Below are 26,999 nucleotides of genomic sequence, written 5' to 3' on the forward strand. Positions count from 1 at the left end.
GCCGGGAGGGCACCGCCCGCCGCCCGGCAACGCACGCCCGCCGCCCTCCCCGCTCCTCGTGGTTGCCGCGAGCGGAGCGAGCCACCCCAGCCCGCAACGGCGGAACGCGCCCCACGGAAGTGACGGGCAGTCATCGGGAGCAAGCGCGCACGCCGAGCCCTCCACCGGTCGGGGGCTCGGCCGCACCACGGAGGTTCCACTGCACCACCTGTCGCCAGGCGCCCCGCGTCAGCCCTCCCGTCGGCGGCTGCCCGGGCCGGGATACACGCGCAGTCGCGGGCGGTCGCCGAGGTCGTGCCCGGCCTCGCAGGTCACCGACACGCGCACCGGCGCGCCGCAGTCGGCGTGGACGGGGACGGCCGGTGGCCCCTGCGGGTCGGCGAGGTGGCGGTCGCCCCAGCCCATGAAGGCGAGCAGGATCGGCATCAGTTCCCGCCCCGCGCGGCTGAGTCGGTACTCGTGGCGCTCGCGGGAGCCTTCGGTCCGGTAGGCGGAGCGGACCACCAGCTCCGCGTCGATCAGAGCCGTGAGTCGCTTGGACAGCACATTGCGGGCGATGCCCAGGTGCGAGGTCAGGTCGTCGAAGCGGCCGACGCCGTTCGCCAGGTCGCGGAGGATCAGCAGCGTCCAGCGGTCGCCGACCAGCGCCAGCGTGCGCGCGATCGAGCAGGTCTCGCTGTCGAAGGCGCTGTACTCCGGAACTGCCCAACCCGTGCTGCTGCTCATGGTGTGATGCTACCAAGCTGGGTTGCGGTTAAGAACTCAGCTGGCCTAGCGTGGCCGTGCAGCCCGACCACCGAGCGGACGAACGAGGGGCCACGACGATGACCGGTACCGAGCAGACGGAGAAGGCGCCCCAGGCGCCCCAGGCGCAGGCGCCGCGGACCGTCCGGGAGCGTGCGTACAGCTGGTCCGATCCGATGGAGACGGCCGGGATCGCTGCCGGCCTCAGCGGGATGGAGTTCTTCGCCGCGATGCAGCAGGGGCTGGTCCCGCCGCCGCCGATCCTCAACACGCTGGACTTCGACTGCATCTCCTTCGACGAGGGCCGTGTCGAGTTCAGGCTCACGCCCGAGGAGTTCCACTACAACCCGATCGGCTCGGTGCACGGCGGGGTGTTCGCCACCCTGCTGGACTCGGCCTGCGGCTGCGCCGTGCACACCCGACTCCCCGCCGGTGTCTTCTACACCAGTCTCGACCTCTCGGTGAAGTTCCTGCGCCCGGTCTCGGTCGCCACCGGTGCGATCACCGCGGTGGGCTCGGTGGTCCACCTCGGCCGCCGTACCGCGCTGGCCGAGGCCCGGCTGGTGGACGCCGCGGGCAGGGTCTGCGCGACGGCGACCAGCAGCTGCCTGATCATGCGACCCGGCGACTGACACTGCCCGCCTGAGGCCGCCTGCCTCAGGGCCGAGGCGTCAGCCCGTGCGGGCCAGCACGGCCGCGCGGGCCGACTGTGCGTCCTCGGCGGCGCGGGCCAGGTCGGCCAGGGTCCGGCAGTCCTCCAGCGTGTGCTCCGACAGGGCGGCACGGACCTCCCCGAGGCAGGACGGGGCGGCCGAGAGACTGGTCACGCCGAGCCCGACCAGGACCAGAGCCAGCAGCGGGTCCGCTGCGGCTTCGCCGCAGACGCCGACCGGGCGGCCGCGCCGTTCGCCCGCCTGCGCCGTCATCCGGACGAGGTCCAGCAGGGCGGGCTGCCAGGGGTCGAGCAGCTCGGCGAGGGAACCGAGGGTGCGGTCCGCCGCGAAGGTGTACTGGGCCAGGTCGTTGGTGCCGATGCTGAGGAAGTCGCAGGAGTCGGCCATCGCCTCGGCGCGCAGCGCGGCCGCGGGGACCTCCACCATCGCTCCGGCGACCGTGAGCCCGTGCGCGCGAACCCGCGCCGCGAAGTCCGCCGCCTCGCGGGGCACGGACACCATGGGCGCCATGACCCACACCTCGGCACTGCTCGCCGCTGCCGCAGTTGCCACAGCGGCAAGTTGAGTGTCGATCAGTTCGGGGTTGCGGGCCGCTGTGCGCAGCCCGCGCACGCCGAGCGCCGGGTTCTGCTCGTCGTCGGCGTTCGCGAAGGGGAGCGGCTTGTCGGCTCCCGCGTCCAGGGTGCGGACCACGACCCGCCGTCCCGCGAAGGCGTCGAAGACCTGGCGGTAGGCGGCCGTCTGCTCGTCCAGGCCGGGTGCCTCCGCCCGGTCCAGATAGAGGAATTCGGTGCGGAACAGACCCACGCCCTCGCAGTCGGCCGACGCGGCGCTCGAAAGCTCCTGCAGCGCACCGAGGTTGGCGAGGAGTTTGACCGGGTGGCCGTCGGCCGTGCGTCCCGCGCCGTGGACGCGGCCGGCGCGTTGGCGTCGCTGCTGCTCGCGGGCGGCGGCGGAGGCCACTGCCTCCGGGGCGGGGTCGAGTCGTACCGTGCCGGCTGCGGCGTCGACGAGGACCAGGCGCCCCTCGGTGAGGTCGTCCGTGTCGCCGCAGCCGACGACGGCCGGCAGCCCCAAAGCCTTGGCCAGGATGGCGGTGTGGCTGGTCGGCCCGCCGCGCCCGGTGACCAGGGCCAGGACCTGTGTCGGATCGAGCAGCGCGGTGTCGGCGGGCGCGAGGTCCTCGGCGACCAGGACGAACGGATGGCCGGGAGCGGGCAGTCCCGGCATGGGCAGCCCCAGCAGCCGGGCGACGGCACGGTCGCGCAGGTCGTCCAGGTCCGCGGTGCGTTCGGCGAAGTACCCGCCCGCCGCTTTGAGCGCGGCGCGGAACTCGCCGAAGGCGGCGTCCAGGCTGTGGGCGCCGTCCCGGCCCTCATGGACCAGCTTCTCCACGCGCTCGGCGAGTACCGGGTCCGCCGCCATCATGCCCTGGGCTTCGAGGACTTCGGCGGCGGCGCCTCCGGCCGTCCTCGCGCGCGACTCCAGGTCCGCGACGACCTCGCGCAGCGCCGCGAGGGCGGCCTCCGCCTCGGCGGCCGTGTCGGCGACGGTGCGGGGTTCGGGCAGCGGCGGCATCGGGGCCATCCGCGCCACCGGCCCGGTGGCGCTGCCGGTGCCGACGGCAATGCCGGTGAGTACCGCGGTCACGGCTGCTCCGGCGCGTCGAAGTCGTGGGCGACCAGCGTGGCCAGCTCCTCCAGCGCGTCCTCGGCCTGCGGGCCCTCTTCGGCGGAGAGGACCACGGTGTCGCCGTGGCGCGCGCCGAGTGCGAGCACCGAGAGCAGGCTGCGGGCGTCGACCGCGTCGCCGCCCTGCCGGGCGACCGTGACCCGGACCGGCTGGCGGGCGGCGGCCTGCACGAACAGGGACGCGGGGCGGGCGTGCAGGCCGCTGCTGGAACCTACGGCGACCGAGCGCTGGGGCATGGGAATCCCTCCAGGGACAAATTCGGGGACAGACAGGGGAACGGGGGAGCGGTGCACCGGACTGGTGCCCGGCCCCGCGGGCCGGGGGAGCGCGCGGGGCCGGGCGGTTCGGGGTGGGGCAGGGGCTGGGCTCAGCCGACCAGTGCCTCGTGGTTCACGACGGGCTTGGCCTCGGAGGTCCCGGCCTCCGGTGCGTCCGTCGCCTCGTCGACGGCGTCGGAGCGGCCGATCTGCTTCGCTCCGATGACGCAGGCCGCTGCGACCAGCACGCCGGCGGCGATGGCCAGCAGGTAGAGCCCCGGTCGGCCGATCAGGCCGATAACCCAGAGCCCGCCGTGCGGGGCCCGCGAGGTGGCGCCGAAGGCCATGGACACGGCGCCGGTCGTGGCGCTTCCCACCATCAGCGAGGGGAGCACCCGCAGCGGGTCGGCCGCGGCGAAGGGGATCGCGCCCTCGGTGATGAACGAGGCGCCGAGCAGCCAGGCCGCCTCACCGGCCTTGCGCTCGCTCTCGCCGAACAGCTTCGGCCGCACCACGGTGGACAGCGCCATCGCGATCGGCGGCACCATGCCGGCCGCCATCACGGCCGCCATGACCTTCAGTTCGCCGCTGGCGAGGCTGCCGACGCCGAAGGTGTAGGCGACCTTGTTGACCGGGCCGCCGAGGTCGAAGGCCATCATCAGCCCCAGCAGCGCGCCCAGCAGGATCGCGTTGGTGCCGGTGAGCCCGCCGAGCCAGTTGGTGAGCCCGCGCTGTGCCGCCGCGATCGGCTCGCCGATGACCACCAGCATCAGCACGCCCATGATCAGCGTGGAGACCAGAGGGACGACCACCACCGGCATGATGCCGGCGATCGCACGCGGCGGCTTGAACCGGGTCAGTCCGAGCACCAGGGCGCCGGCCAGCAGACCGCCGACCAGGCCGCCGAGGAAGCCGGCGCCGATCGCCGAGGCCAGCAGCCCGGAGACGATACCGGGTACCAGGCCCTGACGGTCCGCCATCGCGTAGGCGATGAAGCCGGCGAGGATGGGCACCAGCATGGAGAACGCGGTGGCGCCGATCTTGAACAGCACTCCCGCGAACCCGGCCTGGGAGATGAGCTTGGACAGGTCGGTCACGCCCGGGTAGGTGTGGCCCTGGAACACGCCGCCGTTGACCTTCATGGCCACCTCGGCGCCGCCGAACATGAAGGCGAGCGCGATGAGGATGCCGCCCGCGGCGACGAACGGGATCATGTAGCTGACGCCGGTCATCATCCACTGGCGCAGGTGGGTGCCGAAGCGCGCGGCCGAGGAGCCGTGGTCCGACGGCGCGGGCGCACTCACGGGAGCCGGGGCGCTACCGGAAGCAACTCCCGCCGCAGCGTTTGCGGGTCCGGCCTGCCGGATCGCCTCCTCGGCGCGGGCCAGCAGTTCGGCCGAGCCGCTGATGGCCTTCTTGACCGGTACCTCGACGGTCGGCTTGCCCGCGAACCGGTCCCGGCCGCGGACCTCCACGTCGACGGCGAAGATCACGGCGTCGGCGGCGGCGATCTGATCCGCCGTCAGCGGGACTGCGCCCGCTGCGCCCTGGGTCTCCACGGTGATCTGGTGGCCGGCGTCCTTGGCCGCCTGCTCCAGGGCCTCGGCGGCCATATAGGTGTGAGCGATGCCGGTGGGGCATGCGGTGACGGCTACGAGTCTCATCTGCCCAGCACCTCCTTGTTGACGAGATCGACGACGGTCTGCGGGTCGGTTGCGTCGCGCAGCGCCTGCCGGAAGGAGGCGTGCACCAGGCGGCGGGCCAGCGAGGCCAGGATGGTGAGATGGTCGGTGTCCCCGCCCGCCGGGGCGGCGATGAGGAACACCAGGTCGGCGGGGCCGTCCTCGGCGCCGAAGTCGATTCCGGCGGCGCTGCGGCCGAACGCGAGGGAGGGTTCGGTGACGTGGGCGGAGCGGGCATGGGGGATGCCGATGCCGCCCTCGATGCCGGTGGGCATCTGCTCCTCGCGCGCCCGCACATCGGCGAGGAAACCGGCGAGGTCGGTGACCCGGCCGTCGGACGCCAGCCGGGAGGCCAGGGTGAAGGCCACCTCATGGCGATCTGCGGCCCTGAGGTCGAGATCCACGAAATCGGGGGTGATCAGATCGGACATGGCGTCAGTTCCGTTCGGTGAGCGGGTGGTTGGGGTCGAAGTACGGGTCGAGGCGGACGCTCGCCCGGTCCAGGTGGTCGCGCCCGGGCATCCGGCTGCCGGGCAGCGAGGTCGCGGCGGCGCCCCAGGCGACGGCCTCGGCCAGGGCCTCCGCTCCGCCGCTGCCGGCGGAGAGGTACCCGGCGAGCAGCGCGTCGCCCGCGCCCACGGCGCTGCGGGGCTCGGCGACGTGGGCCCGGCCGTGCACCGCGCCCGATCCGTCGACCAGCAGGGCGCCGTCGGCGCCGAGGCTGGCCAGCACGGTCCTGGCTCCGCGGTCGCGCAGGGCCAGGGCGGCGGCGACGGCCTCGCCGAGCGTGGTGACCGGCAGCCCCGACGCCTCCGCGAGTTCGGCGCGGTTGGGCTTGATCAGATCGGGACCGGCGGCGAGGGCGGCGACCAGCGGCACGCCGCTGGAGTCCACCGAGACCAGCGGTCCGCCGGTGCTGCGGATCCGGGTGATCAGCTGCGCGTAGAGGTCGTTCGGCGTCCCGGGGGGCAGGCTGCCGCTGAGGGCGACCCAGGCGGCTCCCTGGCCGGCCCGGACGGCGGCCTCGGCGAGCGCGTCCAGTTCCTCCGGGGTGAGCACAGGGCCCGGTTCGTTGATCTTCGTCACCGTGCCGTCGGGCTCGACCACGCTGATGTTGACCCGGATCTCGCCGAGTACGGGCACGGCGAGGACCTCCACCCCCTGCGGCGCGAGCAGTTCGGCCAGCCGGCTGCCGACGATTCCGCCGCAGGGCAGCACGGCCACGGTCTTGCGGCCGTTGGCGGCCAGTGCCCGGGAGACGTTGACGCCCTTGCCGCCGGGGTCGGTGTGTCGGGCCGTCGCCCGGAGCACGGCGCCGCGATGCAGCTCCGGGACCTCCAGGGTGCGGTCCAGGCTCGGATTGGGAGTCAGCGTGACGATCATGCGCGCACCACCCGGGGGCCGGCGTCGGCCAGTTCGTCGGCGACCTCGGAGTCCAGGCCCGAATCGGTGATCACCACGTCGACCTCGTCCACCTTGCCGAAGCGGGCGAAGTGGTCGGCGGCGAACTTGGTGTGGTCGGCCAGGACGACCGTGCGCCGGGCGCTCGCCATCATCTGCCGCTTGACGTCGGCCTCGGCGGTGTCGGGTGTGGTCAGCCCGCGCTGGACCGAGATGCCGTTGGTGCCCATGAAGGCCACGTCGACATAGGTGTCCGCCAGCGGGTTCCGGGTCCACTCGCCGACCACCGCGTGGGTACGCGAACGCACCCGGCCGCCGACTATGAAGAGGGTGATGTTGGGGCGGTTGGCCAGCAGGGCTGCGATGGCCAGTCCATTGGTGACCACGGTGAGTTCGCGGTCGGCGGGCAGCTGCTCGGCCAGCCGCGCCGTCGTGGTCCCGGCGTCCAGCAGGATCGTTCCCTCGTCGGGGAGCTCGGCGACCGCCGCCTTGGCAATGCGCTCCTTCTCCCCGATCAGGGCGGACGCCCGCTGGGCCAGACCCGGTTCGAACCCGAGGCGTTCGACCGGGATGGCCCCGCCGTGGACCCGGCGCAGCAGGCCCTGCCGCTCCAGCATGGTCAGGTCGCGCCGGATGGTCTCGGTGGCGACGTCGAGCCCCGATGCGAGGGCTGTGACGTCGACCCGGCCGTCCCGCCGCGCCTGCTCCACGATGAGCTGGTGACGCTCCTCCGCGTACATGTGGTTTCACCGCCGTTAGAAGCTTGTTTCGAATGGTTTTACGCCCGGTTACGAGGGCTGTCAAGACACTCGGGCAAGAAAGCACAGATTCGGGCATGGAACACAGGAATAACCACATGGATCGGTGTGCCGGACCCCGCCGGGCCCGGGTGTGCGATGCTCGGGCCGTGATCCGTTCCGCCCTCCGCAATCCCGTCGGCGCACATGTCCCGGTCGCCGGCCGGGGGCTGGCCGGCACCGGTTTGGCCTACGCCGACAAGGTAGGGGCGGAGAGCGTGCAGGTCTTCGTCGCCAATCCGCGCGGCTGGGCGGCCCCGACCGGCAATCCGGCGCAGGACCGGGCCTTTCGCGCGGGCTGCGTCGAGCGCGGGGTCTCCGCCTATGTGCACGCCCCGTACCTGATCAACTTCGGCTCCGACTCCGCGGCGACCCGCGAGCGCTCCGGCGAGTCGCTGCGGCACTCACTCAGCCGGGCCCATGCGATCGGTGCGGCCGGGGTCGTGGTGCACACCGGCTCGGCGATGGGCGGCAGCCGGGAGAAGGCGCTGCGTCAGGTCCACGAGGGGATGCTGCCGCTCCTCGACGAGCTGGACGAGCTGGACGGCTCCGGCGAGTCCCCGCCCTGGCTGCTGCTCGAACCGACGGCGGGACAGGGCAGTTCGCTGTGCTCGCGGATGCCGGACCTCGCCGAGTACCTGGACGCGCTGGAGCACCACCCACGGGTCGGCGTCTGTCTGGACACCTGCCACGCCTTCGCGGCCGGCCACGACCTCGCGGCCCCGGGCGGCACCGCGCTGATGCTGGACGAGCTGGTGGCCGCCACCGGACCCGGACGGCTGCGGCTGATCCACGCCAACGACTCCAAGGACGTGGCCGGAGCCCGCAAGGACCGCCACGCCAACATCGGCGCCGGCCACATCGGCGCCGAGCCCTTCGCCGAGCTGTTCACCCACCCGGCCACCGAGGGCGTCCCGCTGATCATCGAGACCCCGGACGACCGCCACGCCCCGGACCGCGTCGAGGGCGCCCTGCACACCCGCGACATCGACCGCCTCAAGCAGCTGCGCCGGGGTGCGAGGGCGCAACGCTAGACGGCGGCGACCCTCGCCCCCGCGCTCGCTCCCGCGCTCGGAGCGCCCGTGCGCAGCCCCGGCTGGGTGCTCTCGCGGACCGCCAGCTCGTAGCGGCAGAGGATGTCCCGGTGGCCGATCGGGACCGCCGACTCCATCCGCTCGATCAGTGCGTTCACCGCCAGCGAGGCCATGTCCACGTAGTCCGGGGCGATCGTCGTCAGGGTGGGGATGGTGAACCGGCCCTCCTCGATGCCGTCGAACCCGGCCAGCCCGAAGTCTTCGGGGGCGTGCAGGCCGCGGCAGTGCGCGGCGCGCAGCGCGCCGATGGCGAGCACGTCGGCGAAGCAGTACAGGGCGTCGGGCTTGAGCCCCCGCTCGAAGATCTGCTCCGCCGCCTCGGCGCCGGCCGCCTTGCCGTAGGCGGAGGTGGGGATGACCGGGGCCAGTCGCTGGTCGTACGCCAGGCCGGCCTCGCCCAGCGCCCGGCGGTAGCCGTTGAACCTCATCGCCGCCATGGCCGCGGCCTGCGGCGGGGCGTCCTGACGTCCGATCACGGCGATCCGCCGGTAGCCCTGCTCGACCAGGTGCGCGGTCATCTGCTGAGACGCCGTCAGATTGTCGAACATGACGTGGTCGCAGTCCCCGTCGTAGTCGTGTTCGCCCAGCAGCACCAGCGGGACGGTACGGCCGCGCCGGTCCAACTGCCGCGGGTCCAGGGCCAGCGGAGCCATGATGACGCCCTCGATCAGTGGGTCGCGCAGTCCCTCGGCCGCGTTCAGCTCGTCCTCGGCGTTGCCGCCGGTCTCCTCGATCAGCAGGGTGTAGCCGGCCCGACGGGCTGCGCTGATCATCGCGGTGGCGACCTCGGCGAAGTACGGATTGCGCAGGTCCGGAACGGCGAGGGCGACAACGTTGGACCGGCCGCTGCGCAGCCGGCGGGCGGAGAGGTTGGGGCGGTAGTTGATCTCCTCAATCACCTGCAGCACCCGGGCCGCGGTCTCGGCGGACACCTTGCCGGTCACCCCGCGGAGCACATTGGAGACTGTCTTGATCGACACTCCGGCCCGGGCGGCGACATCGTGCAGGGTGGGTTCGCCCACGGGGTTCCTCCAGAAGTCGTTCCACTGAGACTTTGGCGCGGCTGCGCATTTCGTGTGCGTGCTTCCGGTGCGACGTTACCCAATCGAGTCGGGCAGCTGTCGGGCCGCCGTCAACCGGCTCACACAGCCAAAGGTACAACGGAGGAACCCGCCGTCGTCACGCGCCGCCCGGCGTCAGCCGGATCATGTTCCAGGAGAGGGGCTGGAGCTCGCAGCGGAACAGCTCGCCGTCGATGGTGGCGCCCGCGACCTGGCGGGGGACGATCCGGTCGGGTTCGGCCAGGGTGTTGCGGGCGTCCGGGTCCGGATCCGCCAGCACGCTGTGCTCGACCACCTCGGACACACCGGTGCCGTGCAGGGTGACCTCCAGCGGCAGCACCTCGGTCCGGCTGCGGTTCACCGCGAACACGGTCACCTCCCCGCTGCGCTCGTCCAGCACCGCTGTGGCGTGCAGCAGCGGAACCCGGCCGTACTTGGCGGTGTCGTACACAGGGCTCTTCGGATCGACCTGCAGCACCCGTCCGCGCCCGTACCGCGAGGCCTGCGCGAAGGGGAAGAAGGTGGTCTGCCGCCAGGCGGGCCCGCCCGGCTCGGTCATGATCGGGGCGATCACATTGACCAGTTGTGCCAGACACGCCACCCGCACCCGGTCGGCATGGCGCAGCAGTGCGATCAGCAGCGAGCCGAAGACCACCGCGTCGGTCAGCGAGTAGCTGTCCTCCAACTGCCGCGGCGCCTCGGGCCAGTCCGGCGGGTTCTCGTCGAAGTCCTGCTGGAAGCGGGAGTTGTACCAGATGTTCCACTCGTCGAAGGAGATGTTGATCCGCTTCCCGGACTTCAGCCGGGCGCCCACGTGGTCGCAGGTGGCCACCACGTTCTCGATGAACGCCTCCATGTCCACCGCCGAGGCGAGGAAGGAGTCGCGGTCGTCGCCCAGTTCCTCGTAGTAGGCGTGCATGGAGATGTAGTCGACCAGGTCGTAGGTGTGCTCCAGAACGGTCGCCTCCCACGCGGCGAAGGTCGGCATGCTCTGGCTGGAGCTGCCGCAGGCGACCAGCTCCACGTCCTTGTCGATCATGCGCATCGCGCGGGCGGTGGCGGCGGCCAGCTTGCCGTAGTCCTCGGCGTTCTTGTGGCCGATCTGCCAGGGGCCGTCCATCTCGTTGCCCAGGCACCAGAGCCGGATCCCGAACGGGTCCTTGTCCCCGTGCGCCGCGCGCAGGTCGGAAAGCGCGGTGCCGGACGGGTGGTTGGCGTACTCCTGCAGTTCGATCGCCTCCGCCGTGCCTCGGGTGCCGAGGTTGACCGCCATCATCGGTTCCGCCTCGCCGCCGAGCTTCCGCAGGAAGCCCATGAACTCGGACAGGCCGAAGGCATTGGTCTCGGTGGCGCGCCAGGCCGGGTCGAGCCGGCGCGGTCGCGCGTCCGCCGGACCCACGCTGTCCTCCCACTTGTAGCCGGAGACGAAGTTTCCGCCCGGGTAGCGGATCGTGGTCACTCCCAACTCGCGGACCAGTTCCAGCACGTCGGTGCGCAGCCCCGCCTCGTCGGCGGCGGGATGGCCCGGCTCGTAGATGCCGGTGTAGACGCAGCGCCCCAGGTGTTCCACGAAGGAGCCGAACAGGCGCGGGTCGACCTCGCCGACGGTGAACGCCGGGTCGAGGGTGAAGCGGGCGGGGGCGGTGCGTTCGTGCGACATGAACTGCCTTTCACTGAAAGGTTGGAGCAGGCGAGCAGGATCAGTTGCGTGGGCTCAGCTTCGGGTGACGGCTTCGGCGAGGGTCCAGGACTCGGGCGGCAGGAGCAGCGTCGAGGTGCGGGCTCCTGGGTGGATCCGGTCCAGCGGAACCAGGCCGAGGTCTCCAGGAGAGCGGGGGTCGGCTGCGGTGAGGGTGTGCGCGGACTTGAGGTCGAAGGCACCGAACGCGCTGTGGTCGATGGTGAGTTCGACCGGTTCGCTGCCCCGGTTGGTGGCGAAGACCGCCGCTTGGCCGGTCGCCGGGTCATGGGTGACGGCGGCTGCCACCTGGAGGACGTCGCCGTGGGAGGGGGTCCGGAACGCCGGTGCGGTCAGACGGGTGCTCAGGGCGCGTCCGCGGGCGGTGTGTGCGGCGGCGGCGAAGGGATGGAAGATCGCCTGCTTGCTCGCCCCGCCGCCGGGCTCGGTGAGGATCGGCGCGCTGACGTTGACGAGCAGGGAGAGACAGCCGATCTTGACGCGGTCGGCGTGGTTGAGGATTCCGATGATCAGGTCGCCCAGGACGACGGCGTCCAGGGCCTGGTAGGGGTCCTCGGTGATCCGGGGAGCGTGGCTGATCTCGTGGTCCTGGCCCTCGCCGACGGGCGAGGAGGCGGCCGCGGACGACCAGACGTTCCACTCGTCCAGCGAGATCATCATCCGGCGTGAGGAGCCCAGCCTGGCGCTGACGGCGTCGCAGGTGGCGACGACGTCCCGGATGAAGCGTTCCAGCCGCTGCCCCGAGGCGAGGTAGTCGCGGCGGTCGGCGGTGCCGTCGTAGTACGCGTGCATGGACATGTAGTCGGCGACGTCCAGGGTGAGCTCGGCCACGGTGTCCTCCCAGGCGCCGAAGGTCGGCATGTGGCGGAACGAGGAGCCGCAGGCGACCAGTTCGATGCCGGGGTCGACCAGGCGCATGGCCTTGCCGGCCTCGGCCGCCCGGCGGCCGTACTCGGCGGCGGTGGTGTGGCCGATCTGCCAGGGGCCGTCCATCTCGTTGCCCAGGCACCAGGTCCGCACCGCGTGGGGGGTGGGATGCCCGTTGGCGGCGCGCTCGCGGGCGGTGGCGGTGCCCTCGGCGAGGTTGCAGTACTCGACCAGTTCGGCGGCCTCCTTGGGACCGGCGGTGCCGAGGTTGACGGCCATCATGGGCTCCAGGCCGTTCCTGCGGGCCCAGGGCAGGAACTCGTCGATGCCGACCGTGTTCGGCTCCAGGGAGCGCCAGGCCAGGTCCAGGCGGGTCGGGCGGTCGCCGACCGGGCCGACGCCGTCGCGCCAGTCGTAGCCGGAGACGAAGTTGCCGCCCGGGTAGCGCACCAGGCCGACGCCGAGCTCGCGGACCAGGGCCGTGACGTCGCCGCGGAAGCCGGCCGAGTCGGCGGTGGGGTGAGCGGGTTCGAAGACGCCCGAGTAGACGCAGCGTCCCATGTGCTCCACGAAGCTGCCGAAGATGCGCTGATCGATCTCGCCGATGTCGAACAGGGGGTGGACGGTGAGGTGGGCTTGCTGCCGTGCGGTCACGTTGGCGTCATTCCTTCGGCGGTGGGGCAGGGGGACTGTCGCGGCTTCCTGGGGCCCGGCGTCCGGGGCCTGGTAGCGGGGTCAGCGGCTGCTGCCGGCGAGCAGACCGCGGATGAAGTGGCGCTGCAGGAACACGAACAGCAGCACGGTGGGGATGGTCGCGAAGGTGCAGGCGGCCATCAGCTGACCCCACAGGTCGGCACTGCTGACGCCGGCCTGGCCGCCGTGGATGTTCGAGGACATGCCTGCCAGCAGGATCGAGACGGTCTCGTGCTGCTGGTCGTTGATGGCGACGATCGGCCAGACCAGGTCGTTGTAGATGTTGAACAGGGACAGCACCGCGAGGGCGGCCAGGCTCGGCCGCAGCACCGGGACGATCACCGACCAGAAGGCGCGCAGCGGCCCGCAGCCGTCGATCCGCGCGGCGTCCAGCAGTTCGTCCGGGATCTGACTGATGGTCTGCCGCATCCAGAACACGCTGAAGGCGTCCACGGCACCGGGCAGGATCAGTGCCTGGTAGGAGTTGACCCAGTTCAGCTGGCTCATCTCCAGCAGCATCGGGATGATCAGCACCATGGTCGGCAGCATCAGGGTGAGCAGTACCAGCCCGAAGAACGCATCCTTGAACGGGAAGTCGAACTTGGCGAACCCGTAGCCGGCCAATGGGCTGAGGACGAGCAGCAGCCCGCCCTTGCCGACGACCACGATCGCGGTGTTGACCAGGGCGTGCAGGATCGGCGTGTTGGCGAACATGCCGGTCCAGTTGCGCAGCGTCGCCGCGGACGGGTCGAAGCCCAGCGGGTCGTTGAGGATGCTCGCGCCCGGCCTGAAGGAGGACTCGACCATCCAGACGATCGGGTACAGGAAGGCGGCCGCGGCCAGCACCATGCAGGCATAGCCGGCGGTGGTACGGACGCGCTGCAAGCCGGATCCGGCGGCCGCGACAGCGGCGGTGGGCGGGCGTTCGGTCAGAGCGGAGGTCACGGCTCAGTCCTCCCTGGAGCGCAGGACGCGGACCGCGACCAGGGACAGCAGCAGGACGAGGACCACCAGGAGGAAGGAGTTCGCCGCGCCGGTGCCGAGGTCGGAGGCCGAGATGTGGTTGTAGAGGTACATCCCCGAGGTGGTCGAGGAGTTGTAGGGGCCGCCTTGGGTGATCATGAACGGCTCCAGGAACATCTGCGAGATGCCGAGGGTGGAGATGACGACGAAGAAGCCGACGGCATGGCGCACCAGCGGGACCGTGACCGAGAAGAAGGTCCGCACCGGACCTGCTCCGTCGAGCGCCGCCGCCTCGTAGACCTCGGGCGTGATGCCCTGGACCGCGGCGAGCATGATGATCAGGGCGAAGCCGCTGGTCTTCCAGATCACGAAGAGGGCGATGGCCGGCTTCGCCCAGGTGGTCGTGGTCAGCCAGCCGATGTTCGGCCCGCCGAGCGCGGTCAGCACCCGGTCGACCGCGCCGAAGTGGTCGTCGAAGAGCAGCACGAAGGCCTGCGCCATCGCCGCCAGCGGCGTCACATAGGGCAGGATGACGACAGTGCGCAGGGTCTTCTTGAACCTCAGGCGCGAGCGGGTCAGCAGGCTGGCGACCGCGACCGCACCGAGGGTCTGCGCGGGGACGATCAGCAGCCACATCACCCCGGTGTTGCCGAGCGAGGCCCAGAAGTCGCTGTTGGTGAGCAGATAGCTGTAGTTCGACCAGCCCACCCAGCGCAGTACGCCGGCGCCGTGCCAGTCGCTGAAGCTCAGCTCCAGGGCGTAGGCCAGCGGGTAGGCCGTGAACGCGACGAAGATCAGCAGGAAGGGCGAGATCAGGGCGAGGCCCCACCACCGCTCCTGCCGGGCCCGGGCCCCGCCGGGGCCGGGGCGGCGGCCCCAGCCCCGGCGGGCGGCCGGCGAATCCTGCTGCGCCGTCTGCGGCGCGCGTGTGTTCCAGGTCAGGTTCGCCATGGTGGTCAGGCCCGGTTGACGAGGTTGGTCTGGATGTCGGCCGCGGACTGCTTGATGACGGCGTCCACGCTCATCTTCCCGTCCATCAGCTTCTGCAGGTTGGCGCCGAGGTAGGCGTCGGCCTGGTTGAACCAGGTCGGGATGCGGTAGCCCGGCGGGATGGCCAGCGAGGCCTGGGTGCCGACCTCCCACAGGTTCTCGCTGCCCAGCCCGGCCAGTGGCTTGAACAGCGAACTCTGCGCGCTGAGTGCGGACTTGACCGAGGGCAGCGCGGTGTTCAGGCCGTTGGGGTAGACGCTGTTGCTGCCGAAGACGGCCTGGTAGCCCTCCGGGCTGTAGACCGCGTACTCGTAGAAGAGCCAGGCCAGGTCGGGGTTGGCCGCCTTGGCGGGGATGACGAAGGAGCTGCCGCCCATCACGCCCGAGCGCGCCCCGCCGGTCGTCCAGGCGGGCAGCTGCGCGGCCCGCCAGTGGCCCACGCTCTTCTTGAAGGTGCCCTGGACCAGGAAGTTGTACCAGATCGCCCACGGGACCAGGGAGACGGTACCGCCGTCGGCCTGGGCGATCTGCGCGGTGCTGGCGAACTTGCTGCGGGCTCCCAGGCCCTCGTCGGCGACCTTCTTGATCCAGGTCAGCGCAGTGCGGAAGGCGTCGGTGTCGATGGTGAGCTTTCCGGCGGAGTCGACCATGCCGGTGCCCTGCTGCTGGTTGACCAGCATCATCAGCCACTGCATGGCCAGGTCGGGGTCCTGCTCCAGCGGGATCGGCTGCGCCTTGGGATCGCGGCCCTTGATCTCCCGGGCGGCGTCCAGGAGCGCGTCGTAGGAGGTGAGTTGGGCGGGGTCGACCTTGGCGGCGGCCAGGATGTCCTCGCGGTAGTAGAGCAGGCCGGGGTCGGTGTCCCAGGGGATGCCGACGAGGCGCTGGCCGTCGGTGTTGACGTCCAGCTTGTACTGCACGGTGTCGGCGCGGTACTTGGCCATCTGGGTGGTGAGGTCGGTCAGGTGCTCGGCCTGGCCGAGCACGCTGCCGTCGCCCAGGAACGCGCCGTCGGGCACGCCCGCGCCGGAGATCAGTGCCGGGGCCAGCTTCTTGTCGATGTCGACGCCGACCAGGTTCACGGTCACGGCCGGGTACTTCTTGGTGAACGCGGGCACCACGCCGCGGAAGACCTTCAGCAGGTCGTCGTCCTTGAACCAGAGGGTGGTGCTGCCCTTGGCCTGGGAGGGCACGACCGAGCCCAGGGCCTTCGGGGCGGCGGAGGTACCGGGAGCACAGGCGCTGAGCGCACCGACGGCGGCGGCCCCGACCCCGGCCGCGCCGAGCACACGCAGCAGGGAACGGCGGGTGGGGCCGGCCGCGGGCTGGGCTGCGGCTGCGGCTGCGGATCTGTGCTCGGAGCTGTTCGATGACATAGGAGTCTCCCTTGACTACTGCTGCTGGCTTGGGCAGGGCGAGCGGACGGACGGCACGCGCTCAGGCAGCGCCGGCGGGTGGGGCAGGGGAATGCTGGGGAGCGGGCAGGTACCGTACCGGCGAAGGTCCTGGGGTAGTGCGGCTCCGAACCCGGAGCACCGGCCCGTACCTGCGGGGTTCGCCGTCCGCCGGCCGCTGGTAGCGGCGGTCGGCTGATCAGGTTCTATCGTTGTACCCCTGGCGTGGCTGTCGCGTCAATGGCCTGTTTGTCATCTGGCCGACGTCTCTTCGCAATACTCGGCCAGGGGGCGTTCCAGGGCCTGGACGTGCCACAGCCCGGCGGCGGGCCGGCGTGCGGCCCGCCACCTCGACTGCTGCTGCTTGCTGTTACTGGATGCCTTCCTTGACCAGGAGCCACTGCTGGCAGTTGTAGCCGGTGCTGGCCCACTGGTCGGCGATCGCGCCGTTGGCGGTGGAGTTCGCGTAGATCTCCAGCAGCTTGCTGCTGTTGGCGTTGGTCCAGGTCGCGTACCCGGAGTCGGTCGGTGTCAGGGTCCAGCGCTGCGACGCGGACCCGCTCGACGCGTTCTGCACCACCGCGGCGCCGTTCGCGGTGGAGGCCCCGCTCACGGTCAGCAGCTTCCCGCTGTTGAGGTTGGTCAGCGTGTAGCCCCCCGAGGAGGAGGCGCTGATCCGCCAGGTCTGGGCCGGGTTGTCGGTGTCCCCCCACTGCCCCGCGGGTGCGCTTTCGGTCGTCAGCGCGGAGGTGATCTCCAGGTCCTTCGCGCTGTTGCGGTTGACCAGCTTGAACTCCCCGTCCGCGGCCACCCCGGCCTGGTAGACGTCGATGGCGTCGAGTTCCGCGTAGGTACCGTTGTAGCCGAAGGTGATCGTGTTGGCCCCGGCGTTCAGGGTCGCCGTGAACTGTGCCCAGCCGTAGCGGTTCCAGTCGACGGTGGCCGGATAGCTGAGCGTGGTGGCGGTTCCCCCGTTCACGCTCACGGTCTGGCTGCTGGCGGCGCCGGTCCCGTTGTCATAGCGGACGTTGACTGTGTAGGTCCCCGCCGTGGGCACGTTGACGTGGGTGAACGAGACCTTGCTGTCGGAGTAGTTGATGTTCCCGACCTTGCTGCCGTTGTCCGCGTCGATCTGCGTGACGACGGTGGCGTCGGTGAGGGTGGCCCGTTCAGCTTCGTAGTGGTGGGCGTTCAGCGGGATCGAGCCGACCCGGATGTCGTTGTAGGTGGTGGTCAGGTTCTCCACGTCGGTCGCCTGGTACAGCGTGTTCCCGTCCACGCTGGTGTCGAAGGCCTGGGCGAAGCCGGCGAAGTAGCCGCCCTGGGTGTCGCCGGCGTCGTAGGTGACCGCGTACGGCAGCCGCTCCCAGGGCCCCTGGCCGAGGTTGTAGTTGACGTAGAAGTTCTGGCCGCCGCTGATGCTCCCTGAGGAGTCCAGCGCCCACTTCGCGGAGACCACGACCATGCCGTTGGGGCCGCCGCCGGCGACCCACTTCACGAAGGGCGAGGAGCCCAGCCCCCGTCCGTTCGCGAGTTTGATCGGCGTGCCCAGGTCGGAGGCGGTCCAGGTGATGCCGTCGTTGGAGAACTTGTAGTACACCACCGCGGTGTTGAGCGTCGTCGAGGGGCGGTTGACGACCTCGTAGGTCGCCATGTACTTCCCGTTGGGCAGTGCGGTGACCGTGATCATGCCGGGGCGGTCGCTGTCATTGGCGATCGCGGTGACGTTGCCCTCGGCGCCCCAGGTGGCCCCGCCGTCGGTGGACACATGGTAGGAGACCGCCTGCAGGATGCCGCTCGCCTTCTGCCGCTCGTCGGAGAAGTAGCAGACCAGCGCCCCAGCCGAGTCCAGGCCGAGCGACGGCTCCCACACCGCGGTGGTGGTCGAGGTCGCGCTCGGGTCGTAGACGGCCGGCCCGCCGCTGTCGACGGTGCTCAGAAAGGACCAGGTCGCGCCGTGGTCGGTGCTCTTGTAGACCACGATCCGGGTGCTGGACTTGTCCGAGGGCATGATGTTCCCCGCCAGCAGCAGCGTTCCGGCCGCAAGACCGCCCGTGGCCTGCGGTACCTCGTACAGGGACGGCTGCGAGGTCTTGATCAGCGTGGAGAAGTCGTTCCCCGGCACCACGTCGGTCAGGTGCGTCCAGGTCGCACCGTTGTCGCTGCTGGAGTAGATCGGGTACACCTGCTTCCCGTTCACCCAGACCAGCTGGTCGTAGGTCACCAGGATGCGCCCGTTGGCAGTGCCGCTGTGCTTCAGCACGACGATCTTCGCGTAGGTCGTGCCGGCCGGGTCGAAGGAACTGCTCGCGGCGGGCGAGTACACCAGCGAGCCGTTGCCGGTGGTGACCGCGTGCGCGGTACCGGGCACGGCGACCAGCGCCAGGCAGGACATGAGCAGGAGGAACGCCCGCAGGGCGGCGCGCCCGGGGCGGAGGGGTGGACGTTCGAGCAGGCGCATACGACATCCTCGGAGGGTGGGTGGCGAGACCTTGACGAGACCTTGGCGGAACCGCACTGCGGGGGGCGGCGGACAGCACCAGCCGCACCGGAAGGGGCGCGGGGACGAGGATCACCCGCCGGCGCGCCCATGCGGTGCCATCGTTGTACCTACCTCCCTGCCCCAGCGTCAATAGATCTGACCGCCCGGCGTCGCCGCACGCAGAAGGCCCGGACCGGGGAACCGCTTTCCTCGGTCCGGGCCCGCGAGCGTTACTCGCTCAGTGCAGCAGGTCCAGCTGGTTGGTGGCGTCGTCGACGAAGTAGACGGCGTGCCGGTCCGGCTGGACGGCCAGGCCGAACAGGGCGCCCGCGCCCGCCGGGCTGCCGGAGCTGTCGAGCTGGCGCACCGCGACCTGGTGGCCGCCCGGTGTGGTCTCCACGAGGTTCCCGTCCGCGGCGTTCACGGTCAGGATGTCGCCGCCGGGTGCCACCGTCAGCCCCAGCGGGCTGTTCAGGCTGCCGTTGCCGGTGACGGTCCGTCCGGTGCCGGCGGACGAGTCGCGGCGCACCGCGTCCGGGATGGCCGTGATCCGGTTGCCGGCGGTGTCGGCGACGTACAGCGTCCCGTTCCGGGAGAGGCCGACGCCGGTCGGGCCCACCACCAGCGCGGCGGGATCGCTGTGCTCGGCGAATCCGGAGCCGATCACGGTGCTGGACACCAGGCGCGGCGGTCGGCCGTCCGGCCCGGCGACCAGGGTCAGTCGCAGCACGGTGCCCTTGTGCACGGTCGCGCCGCCGGCGGCCACCGTCCCGTTGAGGACGTTGGTGACGAACAGGTCGCTGACCGGACCCCGGCTGACGGCCGTCATGTCCCACGGCCCGTTGATGCCATGGCCGGACAGGGTTTCACGGACCTTCCCGCTGCTGTCGAGCACCAGCAGGCACCCCGCCTTCGCGGTGGCCGACATTCCGTCCTTGGTGGGGAGGCTGCCGACCACCACCCAGCCGCCGGGGAGGATGGACAGCGCGGTGGTGAGGCCCACCCCGCCGGGGCAGGAGCCTGGCAGCTTGGCGGAGTCGATCCGGGCGAACTGGGTGACCCTCCCGCCCGGGGACACCTGGACCAGGGTGGTGCCGGTGCCCTGCAGGTTCGCGGAGTCGTTGAAGTTGCTGACCAGCACATTGCCCCGGTACAGCCGCCCCTGGTCCGTCGGGACGACCGCCACCCCGTACGGGTTGACGTCGCCGTTCGCTGGAACCGTGGACGCGATCGTGGAGACCCGGTGTGCGGCTCCGACGAAGGACCCGTCCGCGGCGGCGCTGCCCACCGGGATCGCGACCGCCATGGCCAGCGCCATGGTCGCCGCACCGGCAAGGGCTGTACTCCGTCGTACGTTCATGTGCGCCCTCCTTGTGAGTCGGGTATGCACAAGGTCCTACGCCGGGGTTCCGCCCCGGGTTCAGGAGCGGCGCTGCGGCTTGCCGCGCTTGCCGGGCTTGGGCTTGCCGGCCTTGCCCGAGCCGCTGCGGGCCCGTCCGCCAGCGGCACCGCCGGCGCCGGTCCTGGCCGCCGCGCCCTTCGGCTGGCGCTTGTCGCCCGCCTTCTGGCCGGTCTTCTCGCCCGCCTTGGCGCGCTGCTTCTTCGGCTGCGGGGGCGTCTCGGCGCGACCGCGTGAGCTGTTGACCGTCCGGCCGCGGACGATCCCGATGAACTCCTCCACCAGGTCGGTCGTCCGGTCCTCCGGCCAGGCCAGCGCCACCTGCGACTGGGGCGCGTCCGTCACCGGGCGGTAGGTCAGGTCCTTGCGATGGTGCAGCCGGGCGAGCGACTGCGGGACGACCAGGACCCCGATCCCCGCGGCCGCCAGCTGGACGGCGTCCGCCGTCGTGGCCGGGCGCTCCCTCGCGGGCACCCCGGGGCGCTGCTCCCACTCCAGGACGTCGTCCAGGGGGTGCAGCACGATCTCCTCGGCCAGGTCGCCGACGGTCAGCTCGGCGGCCTCGGCCAGCCGGTGCTCCTTGGGGAGCACGACGACCGTGGTCTCGGTGTAGAGCGGGATGGCACTCAGGACGGTCCGGTCGACCGGGAGCCGTACCAGCCCGGCGTCGGCTCCGCCCTGCTGCAGGCTCGGGCCCCCCTCCGCCGCGGCGAGCGCCAACAGCGTGAGCGGGACCTGCGGCATCCGCTCGTTCCAGACCTTCACCCACTTGGTGGGGGTCACCCCTGGAACGAATACGAGCCGGAACGGGGAGATCGCCTGGGTGTCTGTCACGGGGCCAGGCTACCGGCCGTGACCTGGGCGGGCCCGCGCGCTGGTTACTCTTGACCCCATGACGACGCTCAAGCCGAAGACCCCTCAGACGATGAAGCCCGCGACCGCGGCGAAGAAACTGGGTGTCCACCTCCAGGCCACTCCTGCGGAATTCCAGGAGGGGGTCGTCTCCCGTGACGAGCTCAACGCCCTGCAGGCCGATCCGCCGCAGTGGCTCGCGGACCTGCGCCGCAACGGTCCGCACCCCCGTCCGGTGGTCGCGGACAAGCTCGGCGTCTCCATCTCCGGGCTCGCCCGCGGCGGCGTCACCGAGGCGCTCACCACCGAGCAGATCGACGAGCTGAAGGCCGCCGCCCCGGACTGGCTGCAGCGCGAGCGTGCCACTCAGGCCGAGGTCCGCAAGGAGACGGTGCGGATCAAGGAGAAGCACAAGCAGGAGGCGGCGAAGCAGCGCGACCGGGCCTGATCAGGCCTTTTACCAGGTCTGATCAGCTCTCTCGGCGCCGGGCGAGGGCCTCGACGGTGGCGATGGTCTGGCCGAGGACGGTGTCGTGCAGCCGCGCATAGGCGGCCGGGAGGCCGTCGACCAGCGGCCGGACGGCGTCCCGCTCGGCGGGGGGACGGCCCTCCAGTGCCTGGTACAGCACGGCGGTGGTCTGCTCGGCGGACCGCCGCCGGCTCTCGTACACGGCATGGCCGATCATGGACGAACCGATCAGCACCGCGGCCAGGGCGAGGTCGTCCTCATCGAGTTCCAGCGGGGCCAGCAGCTCCGAGCAGCGCAGGAGCATGGGCAGCCAGGCGGGCTGTTGGGTGGAGACCATGTAGGGCAGCAACTGCGGATAGGGCAGCAGCCGTTCGTGCGCGGCGCGCATCCAGGTGCTCAGCCGCTGCTGCCAGGGGCCGTCGTCGAGCGTGATCCGCGCCATGGTGGCCACCACATGGTCCGCCGCCGCCTGGAGCAGGGCCTCGCGGTCCGGAAAGTACCGGTACAGCGCCATCGGCGCCGCACCGACGGCATCGGCGACGCGCTTGACGGTCACGGCGGCGTTCGGCTCCTGCCGCAGCAGCTCCACGGTCGCCAGGGTGATCTGCTCGGCGGACAGCCGCGCCGGCCGACCCCTGCCGCGGCCGCTCTCCTGTGCTGCTGCCGGTGCCATCCGCGAGCTTCCCTTCGTCCGCCGCGTGTCCGTTGTGTCCGGGCGGCCGGGAGCAGGCTATCCCGCACCGTTCTGCCTCAATTTAGTGTACGCCGTACATAAAATATGCCATCATGACGCCGACCGACTCGCAGCCCTTATGCCGGAGGCGTTGTCCGCATGCCTGTTCCGTCCGCTTCTCCCGAACCCGCAGTGAGGCCTGACGCCGGGCCGGATGCCGCCCGCTCGACACGCGTGGCCGTCGTCGTCGGCGTGCTGGCCTTCGGCGGGATCGTCGCCTCGCTGATGCAGACCCTGGTGATCCCGCTCGTCACCGAACTCCCGACGCTGCTGCACGCCTCGGCTTCGGGTGCCGAATGGGTGCTCACCGCCCCGCTGCTCGCGGGCGCCGTCGCGACGCCGGTCCTCGGCCGACTGGGGGACATGTACGGCAAGCGCCGGATGCTGCTGATCAGCATCGGCCTGCTGATCACCGGCTCGCTCATCTCCGGTGCCAGCAGCACCCTGGCGCCGATGGTGACCGGCCGTACGCTGCAGGGGATCTCACTGGGCGTCGTCCCGCTGGGCATCAGCATCATGCGCGACGAACTCCCGTCGGAGCGGCTCGGCGCCGCAGTCGCCCTGATGAGCGCCTCGATGGGCGTGGGCGGCGCCCTGGGTCTGCCCGCCGCCGCCTTCATCGCCGAACACGCGGACTGGCACACGCTCTTCTGGACGGCGGCCGGTCTCGGCGTCGTCGTCGCCGCACTCGTGCTGACCTTCGTGCCGGAGTCCCCGGTGCGCAGCGGCGGACGCTTCGACCTGCCGGGCGCGGTCGGACTCTCGGCCGGGCTGCTGTGCCTGCTGCTGGCGATATCGAAGGGCGCCGACTGGGGCTGGGGCAGCGCCAGGACCGGCGGACTCTTCGCCGCCGCGGTGGTCGTCCTGCTGGTCTGGGCCCGCTGGGAACTGCGCAGCACACAGCCGCTGGTGGACCTGCGCACCGCGGCGCGCCGCCAGGTGCTGCTGACCAACCTCGCGTCTGTGGTCTTCGGCTTCGCTATGTTCGCCATGTCGCTGGTACTGCCGCAACTGCTGGAGCTGCCCCGGGCCACCGGCTACGGCCTGGGCCAGACCGTCCTGGTCGCCGGGCTGTGCCTGGGCCCGTCCGGGCTGGTGATGATGGCGGTGGCGCCGCTGTCCGCACGCATCACGGCCACCGCCGGCCCGAAGACGACGCTGATGGCCGGCGCCGTGGTGATCGCCACCGGCTACGGCATCGGCATCGCGCTGACGTCGGCGGTCTGGCAGCTCATCCTGGTCTCCGCCGTGGTCGCAGCCGGGATCGGGCTGGCCTACGCGGCCATGCCGTCCCTCATCATGTCCGCCGTGCCGCCGAGCGAGACGGCCGCCGCCAACAGCCTCAACAGCCTGATGCGCGCCTTCGGCACCTCCGTCGCCAGCGCCGTCGCGGGCGTGATCCTCGCCCACATGACCGTCCGCTTCCACGGCTTCGCCGTCCCCACCCTCACCGGCTTCCGCACCGTCATGGCCGTCGGCAGCGGCGCAGCCCTCTTCGCCCTCGCCGTCGCCTCCTTCCTCCCCGGCCGCGCAAGGCCCACGGCCGACGGGGACGCCAAGGGTCGGTCCGCTGCCGCCGGCTCCGACGTCACGCAGCCGGTGCGCTGACGCCCGGTCGGGTATGACGACTGACCGGTCTGCTGTACGTGCCCTCCGTGGTGCGACCGAGCCCCCGACCGGTGGAGGCCTCGGCGTGCGCGCTTGCTCCCGGTGACTGCCCGTCACTTCCGTGGGGCGCGTTCCGCCGTTGCGGGCTGGGGTGGCTCGCTCCGCTCGCGGCAACCACGAGGAGCGGGGAGGGCGGCGGGCGTGCGTTGCCGGGCGGCGGGCGGTGCCCTCCCGGCCGGGCGGGTGGCGAAACGATTCTGCAGCCGGTGGCGCGGGGTTTTCGGGTCACTGGCTATACGTTCGGGTCACTCGTCCGACAGATCCTGTCCGCTATGTCGTATATGCCCGAATTTGAGTGACCCCAAAGTAGGGCCAGTGACCCAAAAACCCTGGCAATGGGGGGAACTGGGGTCACCTTCGGGACAAGGTGTCACTTGATCATGCCGATATGCCTGATTCGCCCCGATGTTGGCGTACCGAAAGTGACCCGGCGTCCCAAAAGTGACCCCGGTTCATGCAGGTCACACCGGCAGGAACGTTTCTGCTACCACCCCCGCACCCGCACCCGGCAACGCACGCCCACCACCCGCCCCGCTCCTCGTAGTTGCCGCGAGCGGAGCGAGCCACCCCAGCCCGGGATCGACCGGCGTGCCCCACGGAGGAGTACGGCGAGCCATCGGGAGCAATCGCGCACCGGTTCGACGGCCGCAGGAAGGGGGCTCGGTCGCCGACCTGCCCCGCCGCCCACGGCGCCGTCCCGCTCCCGGCCACCCGCAGTACGCCCGCACCCACCCACGCCCCCACCTCCCGCCACCGTTGTTTAGACCAATCTGTGACGCAGGCATTGACTCGTGTCCATGCCAAGGTCGATAGTTCCCTCAGATCTAATGTGAGAGCGCTCTCACGACGGCACGTCCTGCCGTCCCTGTTTCGGAACCGTGCTGGAACTCCCGTCCCCACACGGCAGTTCGCGGCGCACTCTTGGGAGTCGTAGATGACCGGTACACATGCACGAACCCCGCGCCCCCCACGGCGCGGGCTCTCTCTCCTGCGGTTCCTGCGCCGGACCCGCGCCGGGGTGCTGCTGGCGTCGGTCGCGCTGGTCGCGGCGTACATGACCTTTCCCGGTACGGCCAACGCGGTCACCGTGCCGGGGCCGCCGTCGGGTTGGTCGACGGTGTTCAGTGACAGCTTCGCCGGTGCGTCCGGCAGCGCGCCGTCGTCCTCGAACTGGATCTACGACACCGGCCCCGGGTCGAACTTCGGGACCGGCGAGATCGAGACGATGACCAACTCGACCAGCAACGTGCACCTCGACGGCAGCGGTCACCTGGACATCACCGCGATCAACAACGGCGGCAGCTGGACCTCGGGACGGATCCAGACGCCGAGCGCCAACGTCGGCGCACCGGCCGGGGGCAAGCTGGAGGTCACCGCTTCGATCCAGCAGCCGAACCCGGGCAGCGGCCTCGGCTACTGGCCCGCGTTCTGGATGCTGGGCCCGGGCCAGTGGCCCGAGAACGGCGAGATCGACATCATGGAGGACGTCAACGCCCTGTCCCAGGTGGCCGGAACGATCCACTGCGGCACCTACCCCGGCGGCGTCTGCAACGAGGGCAACGGGATCGGCAGCGGGCTGCGCGCATGCTCCGGCTGCCAGACCGGGTACCACACCTACTCGATGATCCTCGACCGCACCAACACCTCGGCCGAGACCATCACCTGGTACCTCGACGGGAACCAGTACTTCAGCGTGAGTGAGAGTCAGGTCGGCGCCAGCACCTGGCAGGCGGCCTTCGACCACAACCTGTCGATCATCTTCGACCTGGCCATCGGCGGCGGATTCCCCAACGGCGTCTGCAACTGCACCACTCCGACCTCCTCCACCAGCTCCGGCGCGACCATGAGCGTCGGCTACGTCGCGGCCTACACGACCACCGGCAGCAGCGGGGGCGGCGGCACGACCGGCAGCGCGATCACCGGCTACGGCGGCCTGTGCCTGGACGACCGTTCCGCCAGCACCGCCAACTTCAACCCGGTCCAGGTCTACACCTGCAACGGCAGCGCCGCGCAGCAGTGGACCTACGTCCAGGCCGGCACCACCCTGCACGTCCTCGGGAAGTGCCTGGACATCAACGGAGGCGGCACGGCGAACGGCACGGTCGTGGACCTCTACGACTGCAACAACACCGGGGCCCAGGTCTGGGTGCACGAGTCCAACGGGTCCTTCTACAACCCGCAGTCCAACAAGTGCCTGGACGACACCGGCTGGTCCACCACGGCGGGCACCCAGGCGGAGATCTGGGACTGCACCGGCGGCGCCAACCAGCAGTGGACGGGTCCGTCCTGACGGTACGACAGCTGTGACCGTCAGGTCTTGAAGGAACCGGAACCGTCCCGGCCTGCGCCCCCGTCAACCGGGGGTGCAGGCCGGGACCGTTTGGCCGAACCGGTCAGGAATCGAGAAGTGCCGGCGCCGGGCCGAAGCTAACGTGACAGGCATGGATATCACCATTCACACCAGCGTCCTCCCGCACGACGACCCGGACGAGTCCGTCGCCTTCTACCGCGACGTCCTCGGCTTCGAGGTCCGCAGTGACGTCGGGCAGGGCAAGATGCGCTGGATCACGGTCGGCCCCGTGGGCCAGCCCAGCACCTCCATCCTGCTGGCGCCGCCGGCCGTCGACCCGGGGATCACCGAGGACGAGCGCCGCACCATCGCCGAGATGATGGCCAAGGGCACCTACGGCTGGATTCTGCTGGCCACCCGGGACCTCGACGGCACGTTCGAGAAGGTGCAGGCCGGTGACGCCGAGGTGGTCCAGGAGCCGACCGAGCAGCCGTACGGCATCCGCGACTGCGCCTTCCGCGATCCGGCGGGCAACCTGGTCCGTATCCAGGAGCTTCGCTGAGGTGCTCGCGGACATCGAGGAAGATCGAGGAAGGGAGTAGTCCCATGTGCCGTCCCGGATGGGCGCACGCACGTGCCGAAGCCCAGCGACTGAGCGATCTCGCGCGGCTGCGCCGGGTCCGTGACCGGATCGACCGCGAGTACGCGGAGCCGCTGGACGTCGAGGCGCTCGCCCGGGGCGTGCACATGTCGGCCGGGCACCTCAGCCGCCAGTTCCGGCTGGCGTACGGCGAGCCACCGTACGCCTATCTGATGACGCGTCGCATCGAGCGCGCGATGGCGCTGCTGCGCCGTGGCGACCTCAGCGTCACCGCGGTCTGCTTCGCGGTGGGCTGCTCGTCGCTGGGCACCTTCAGCACCCGCTTCACCGAACTGGTAGGCGTGCCGCCCAGCGCCTACCAGCGCCGCGAGGCGGGCGTTACGGCGGGGATGCCGTCGTGCCTGGCGAAGCAGGTGACTCGGCCGGTCAGGAACCGGGAGGCACCGGTCGCCGAGCTGCAACCGGCGTGACGCAGGAACCGTGGCGGCCTGGCGCCG

General features: G+C 71.2%; 22 protein-coding genes and 1 pseudogene. 7 read left to right on the forward strand and 16 right to left on the reverse strand.

Going from position 1 to position 26,999, the window contains the following annotated elements; translation table 11 throughout:
• Nucleotides 1–228: 228 nt before the first annotated feature.
• A complete protein-coding gene (locus tag ABH941_RS00875) occupies nt 229–726 on the reverse strand; it encodes a winged helix-turn-helix transcriptional regulator (RefSeq protein ID WP_370126554.1) in 498 nt (165 codons plus the stop codon).
• 98 nt (nt 727–824) lie between these two features.
• Between ABH941_RS00875 and ABH941_RS00880 the strand changes: the two genes are divergently transcribed.
• Nucleotides 825–1,376 carry a PaaI family thioesterase gene (locus ABH941_RS00880; protein WP_370126555.1) on the forward strand — a complete coding sequence of 184 codons (552 nt, stop codon included), beginning with the start codon at nt 825–827 and terminating at the stop codon, nt 1,374–1,376.
• A 39-nt stretch (nt 1,377–1,415) separates the two neighbouring features.
• Here ABH941_RS00880 and ptsP read toward each other — a convergent pair whose 3' ends face one another.
• The 5 genes and pseudogenes from ptsP to ABH941_RS00905 all read right to left on the reverse strand — a co-directional run bounded on the left by ptsP (nt 1,416) and on the right by ABH941_RS00905 (nt 7,190).
• On the reverse strand, nt 1,416–3,068 hold the full coding sequence (ptsP, locus tag ABH941_RS00885) for a phosphoenolpyruvate--protein phosphotransferase (RefSeq protein WP_370126556.1): 1,653 nt from the start codon (nt 3,066–3,068) through the stop codon (nt 1,416–1,418).
• Nucleotides 3,065–3,346 (reverse strand): HPr family phosphocarrier protein, encoded by a 282-nt coding sequence (locus ABH941_RS00890; RefSeq protein ID WP_133998707.1) that lies wholly within the window; start codon nt 3,344–3,346, stop codon nt 3,065–3,067. Before ABH941_RS00890 ends, ptsP begins: the two co-directional genes overlap by 4 nt.
• A gap of 131 nt (nt 3,347–3,477) precedes the next feature.
• Nucleotides 3,478–5,480, reverse strand: a pseudogene (locus ABH941_RS00895) (fructose-specific PTS transporter subunit EIIC).
• A gap of 4 nt (nt 5,481–5,484) precedes the next feature.
• Complete coding sequence (locus ABH941_RS00900) at nt 5,485–6,432, reverse strand: 1-phosphofructokinase family hexose kinase (protein WP_370126557.1); 948 nt, start codon at nt 6,430–6,432, stop codon at nt 5,485–5,487.
• Complete coding sequence (locus tag ABH941_RS00905) at nt 6,429–7,190, reverse strand: DeoR/GlpR family DNA-binding transcription regulator (RefSeq protein WP_370126558.1); 762 nt, start codon at nt 7,188–7,190, stop codon at nt 6,429–6,431. The genes ABH941_RS00900 and ABH941_RS00905 overlap by 4 nt, the downstream gene beginning before the upstream one ends.
• A gap of 170 nt (nt 7,191–7,360) precedes the next feature.
• Here ABH941_RS00905 and ABH941_RS00910 point away from each other — a divergent pair, with 170 nt between their 5' ends.
• Nucleotides 7,361–8,281, forward strand: coding sequence for a deoxyribonuclease IV (locus ABH941_RS00910; RefSeq protein WP_370127056.1), 921 nt, complete (start codon nt 7,361–7,363; stop codon nt 8,279–8,281).
• Here ABH941_RS00910 and ABH941_RS00915 read toward each other — a convergent pair.
• The 9 genes from ABH941_RS00915 to ABH941_RS00955 all read right to left on the reverse strand — a co-directional run bounded on the left by ABH941_RS00915 (nt 8,278) and on the right by ABH941_RS00955 (nt 20,723).
• Entirely contained in the window at nt 8,278–9,363 is a 1,086-nt protein-coding gene (locus tag ABH941_RS00915) for a LacI family DNA-binding transcriptional regulator (RefSeq protein ID WP_370126559.1), read from the reverse strand. The genes ABH941_RS00910 and ABH941_RS00915 overlap by 4 nt on opposite strands.
• A 157-nt stretch (nt 9,364–9,520) precedes the next feature.
• Nucleotides 9,521–11,062: an alpha-N-arabinofuranosidase gene (locus ABH941_RS00920; RefSeq protein ID WP_370126560.1), complete on the reverse strand. Its 1,542-nt coding sequence runs from the start codon at nt 11,060–11,062 to the stop codon at nt 9,521–9,523.
• Between the two features lie 54 nt (nt 11,063–11,116).
• Nucleotides 11,117–12,622, reverse strand: a complete 1,506-nt coding sequence (locus ABH941_RS00925) for an alpha-N-arabinofuranosidase (protein ID WP_370126561.1) — start codon at nt 12,620–12,622, stop codon at nt 11,117–11,119.
• A gap of 81 nt (nt 12,623–12,703) precedes the next feature.
• Nucleotides 12,704–13,606, reverse strand: a complete 903-nt coding sequence (locus ABH941_RS00930) for a carbohydrate ABC transporter permease (RefSeq protein ID WP_370126562.1) — start codon at nt 13,604–13,606, stop codon at nt 12,704–12,706.
• Between the two features lie 3 nt (nt 13,607–13,609).
• A complete protein-coding gene (locus ABH941_RS00935; RefSeq protein ID WP_370126563.1) occupies nt 13,610–14,575 on the reverse strand; it encodes a carbohydrate ABC transporter permease in 966 nt (321 codons plus the stop codon).
• Between the two features lie 5 nt (nt 14,576–14,580).
• Complete coding sequence (locus ABH941_RS00940; protein ID WP_370126564.1) at nt 14,581–15,990, reverse strand: ABC transporter substrate-binding protein; 1,410 nt, start codon at nt 15,988–15,990, stop codon at nt 14,581–14,583.
• Between the two features lie 388 nt (nt 15,991–16,378).
• Nucleotides 16,379–18,469, reverse strand: coding sequence for an RICIN domain-containing protein (locus tag ABH941_RS00945; RefSeq protein WP_370126565.1), 2,091 nt, complete (start codon nt 18,467–18,469; stop codon nt 16,379–16,381).
• Nucleotides 18,470–18,728: 259 nt separating this feature from the next.
• Complete coding sequence (locus ABH941_RS00950) at nt 18,729–19,850, reverse strand: hypothetical protein (RefSeq protein WP_370126566.1); 1,122 nt, start codon at nt 19,848–19,850, stop codon at nt 18,729–18,731.
• Nucleotides 19,851–19,910: 60 nt separating this feature from the next.
• Complete coding sequence (locus ABH941_RS00955; RefSeq protein ID WP_370126567.1) at nt 19,911–20,723, reverse strand: LysR family substrate-binding domain-containing protein; 813 nt, start codon at nt 20,721–20,723, stop codon at nt 19,911–19,913.
• A 58-nt stretch (nt 20,724–20,781) separates the two neighbouring features.
• Here ABH941_RS00955 and ABH941_RS00960 point away from each other — a divergent pair, with 58 nt between their 5' ends.
• Nucleotides 20,782–21,189, forward strand: coding sequence for a DUF5997 family protein (locus ABH941_RS00960; protein ID WP_370126568.1), 408 nt, complete (start codon nt 20,782–20,784; stop codon nt 21,187–21,189).
• A gap of 22 nt (nt 21,190–21,211) precedes the next feature.
• Here ABH941_RS00960 and ABH941_RS00965 read toward each other — a convergent pair whose 3' ends face one another.
• Nucleotides 21,212–21,883 (reverse strand): TetR/AcrR family transcriptional regulator, encoded by a 672-nt coding sequence (locus ABH941_RS00965; protein WP_370126569.1) that lies wholly within the window; start codon nt 21,881–21,883, stop codon nt 21,212–21,214.
• Nucleotides 21,884–22,042: 159 nt separating this feature from the next.
• On the opposite strand from ABH941_RS00965, the gene ABH941_RS00970 reads away from it, so the two are divergent.
• The 4 genes from ABH941_RS00970 (at nt 22,043) to ABH941_RS00985 (ending at nt 26,972) form a co-directional block, all read left to right on the forward strand.
• On the forward strand, nt 22,043–23,551 hold the full coding sequence (locus ABH941_RS00970) for an MFS transporter (RefSeq protein WP_370126570.1): 1,509 nt from the start codon (nt 22,043–22,045) through the stop codon (nt 23,549–23,551).
• Between the two features lie 994 nt (nt 23,552–24,545).
• Nucleotides 24,546–25,901 carry a ricin-type beta-trefoil lectin domain protein gene (locus ABH941_RS00975; RefSeq protein WP_370126571.1) on the forward strand — a complete coding sequence of 452 codons (1,356 nt, stop codon included), beginning with the start codon at nt 24,546–24,548 and terminating at the stop codon, nt 25,899–25,901.
• Between the two features lie 151 nt (nt 25,902–26,052).
• Complete coding sequence (locus ABH941_RS00980) at nt 26,053–26,463, forward strand: VOC family protein (protein WP_370126572.1); 411 nt, start codon at nt 26,053–26,055, stop codon at nt 26,461–26,463.
• Nucleotides 26,464–26,507: 44 nt separating this feature from the next.
• A complete protein-coding gene (locus ABH941_RS00985) occupies nt 26,508–26,972 on the forward strand; it encodes a helix-turn-helix transcriptional regulator (RefSeq protein WP_370126573.1) in 465 nt (154 codons plus the stop codon).
• Nucleotides 26,973–26,999: the final 27 nt, after the last annotated feature.

The organism is Streptacidiphilus sp. EB103A, from assembly GCF_041261405.1.
GTDB lineage: Bacteria > Actinomycetota > Actinomycetes > Streptomycetales > Streptomycetaceae > Streptacidiphilus.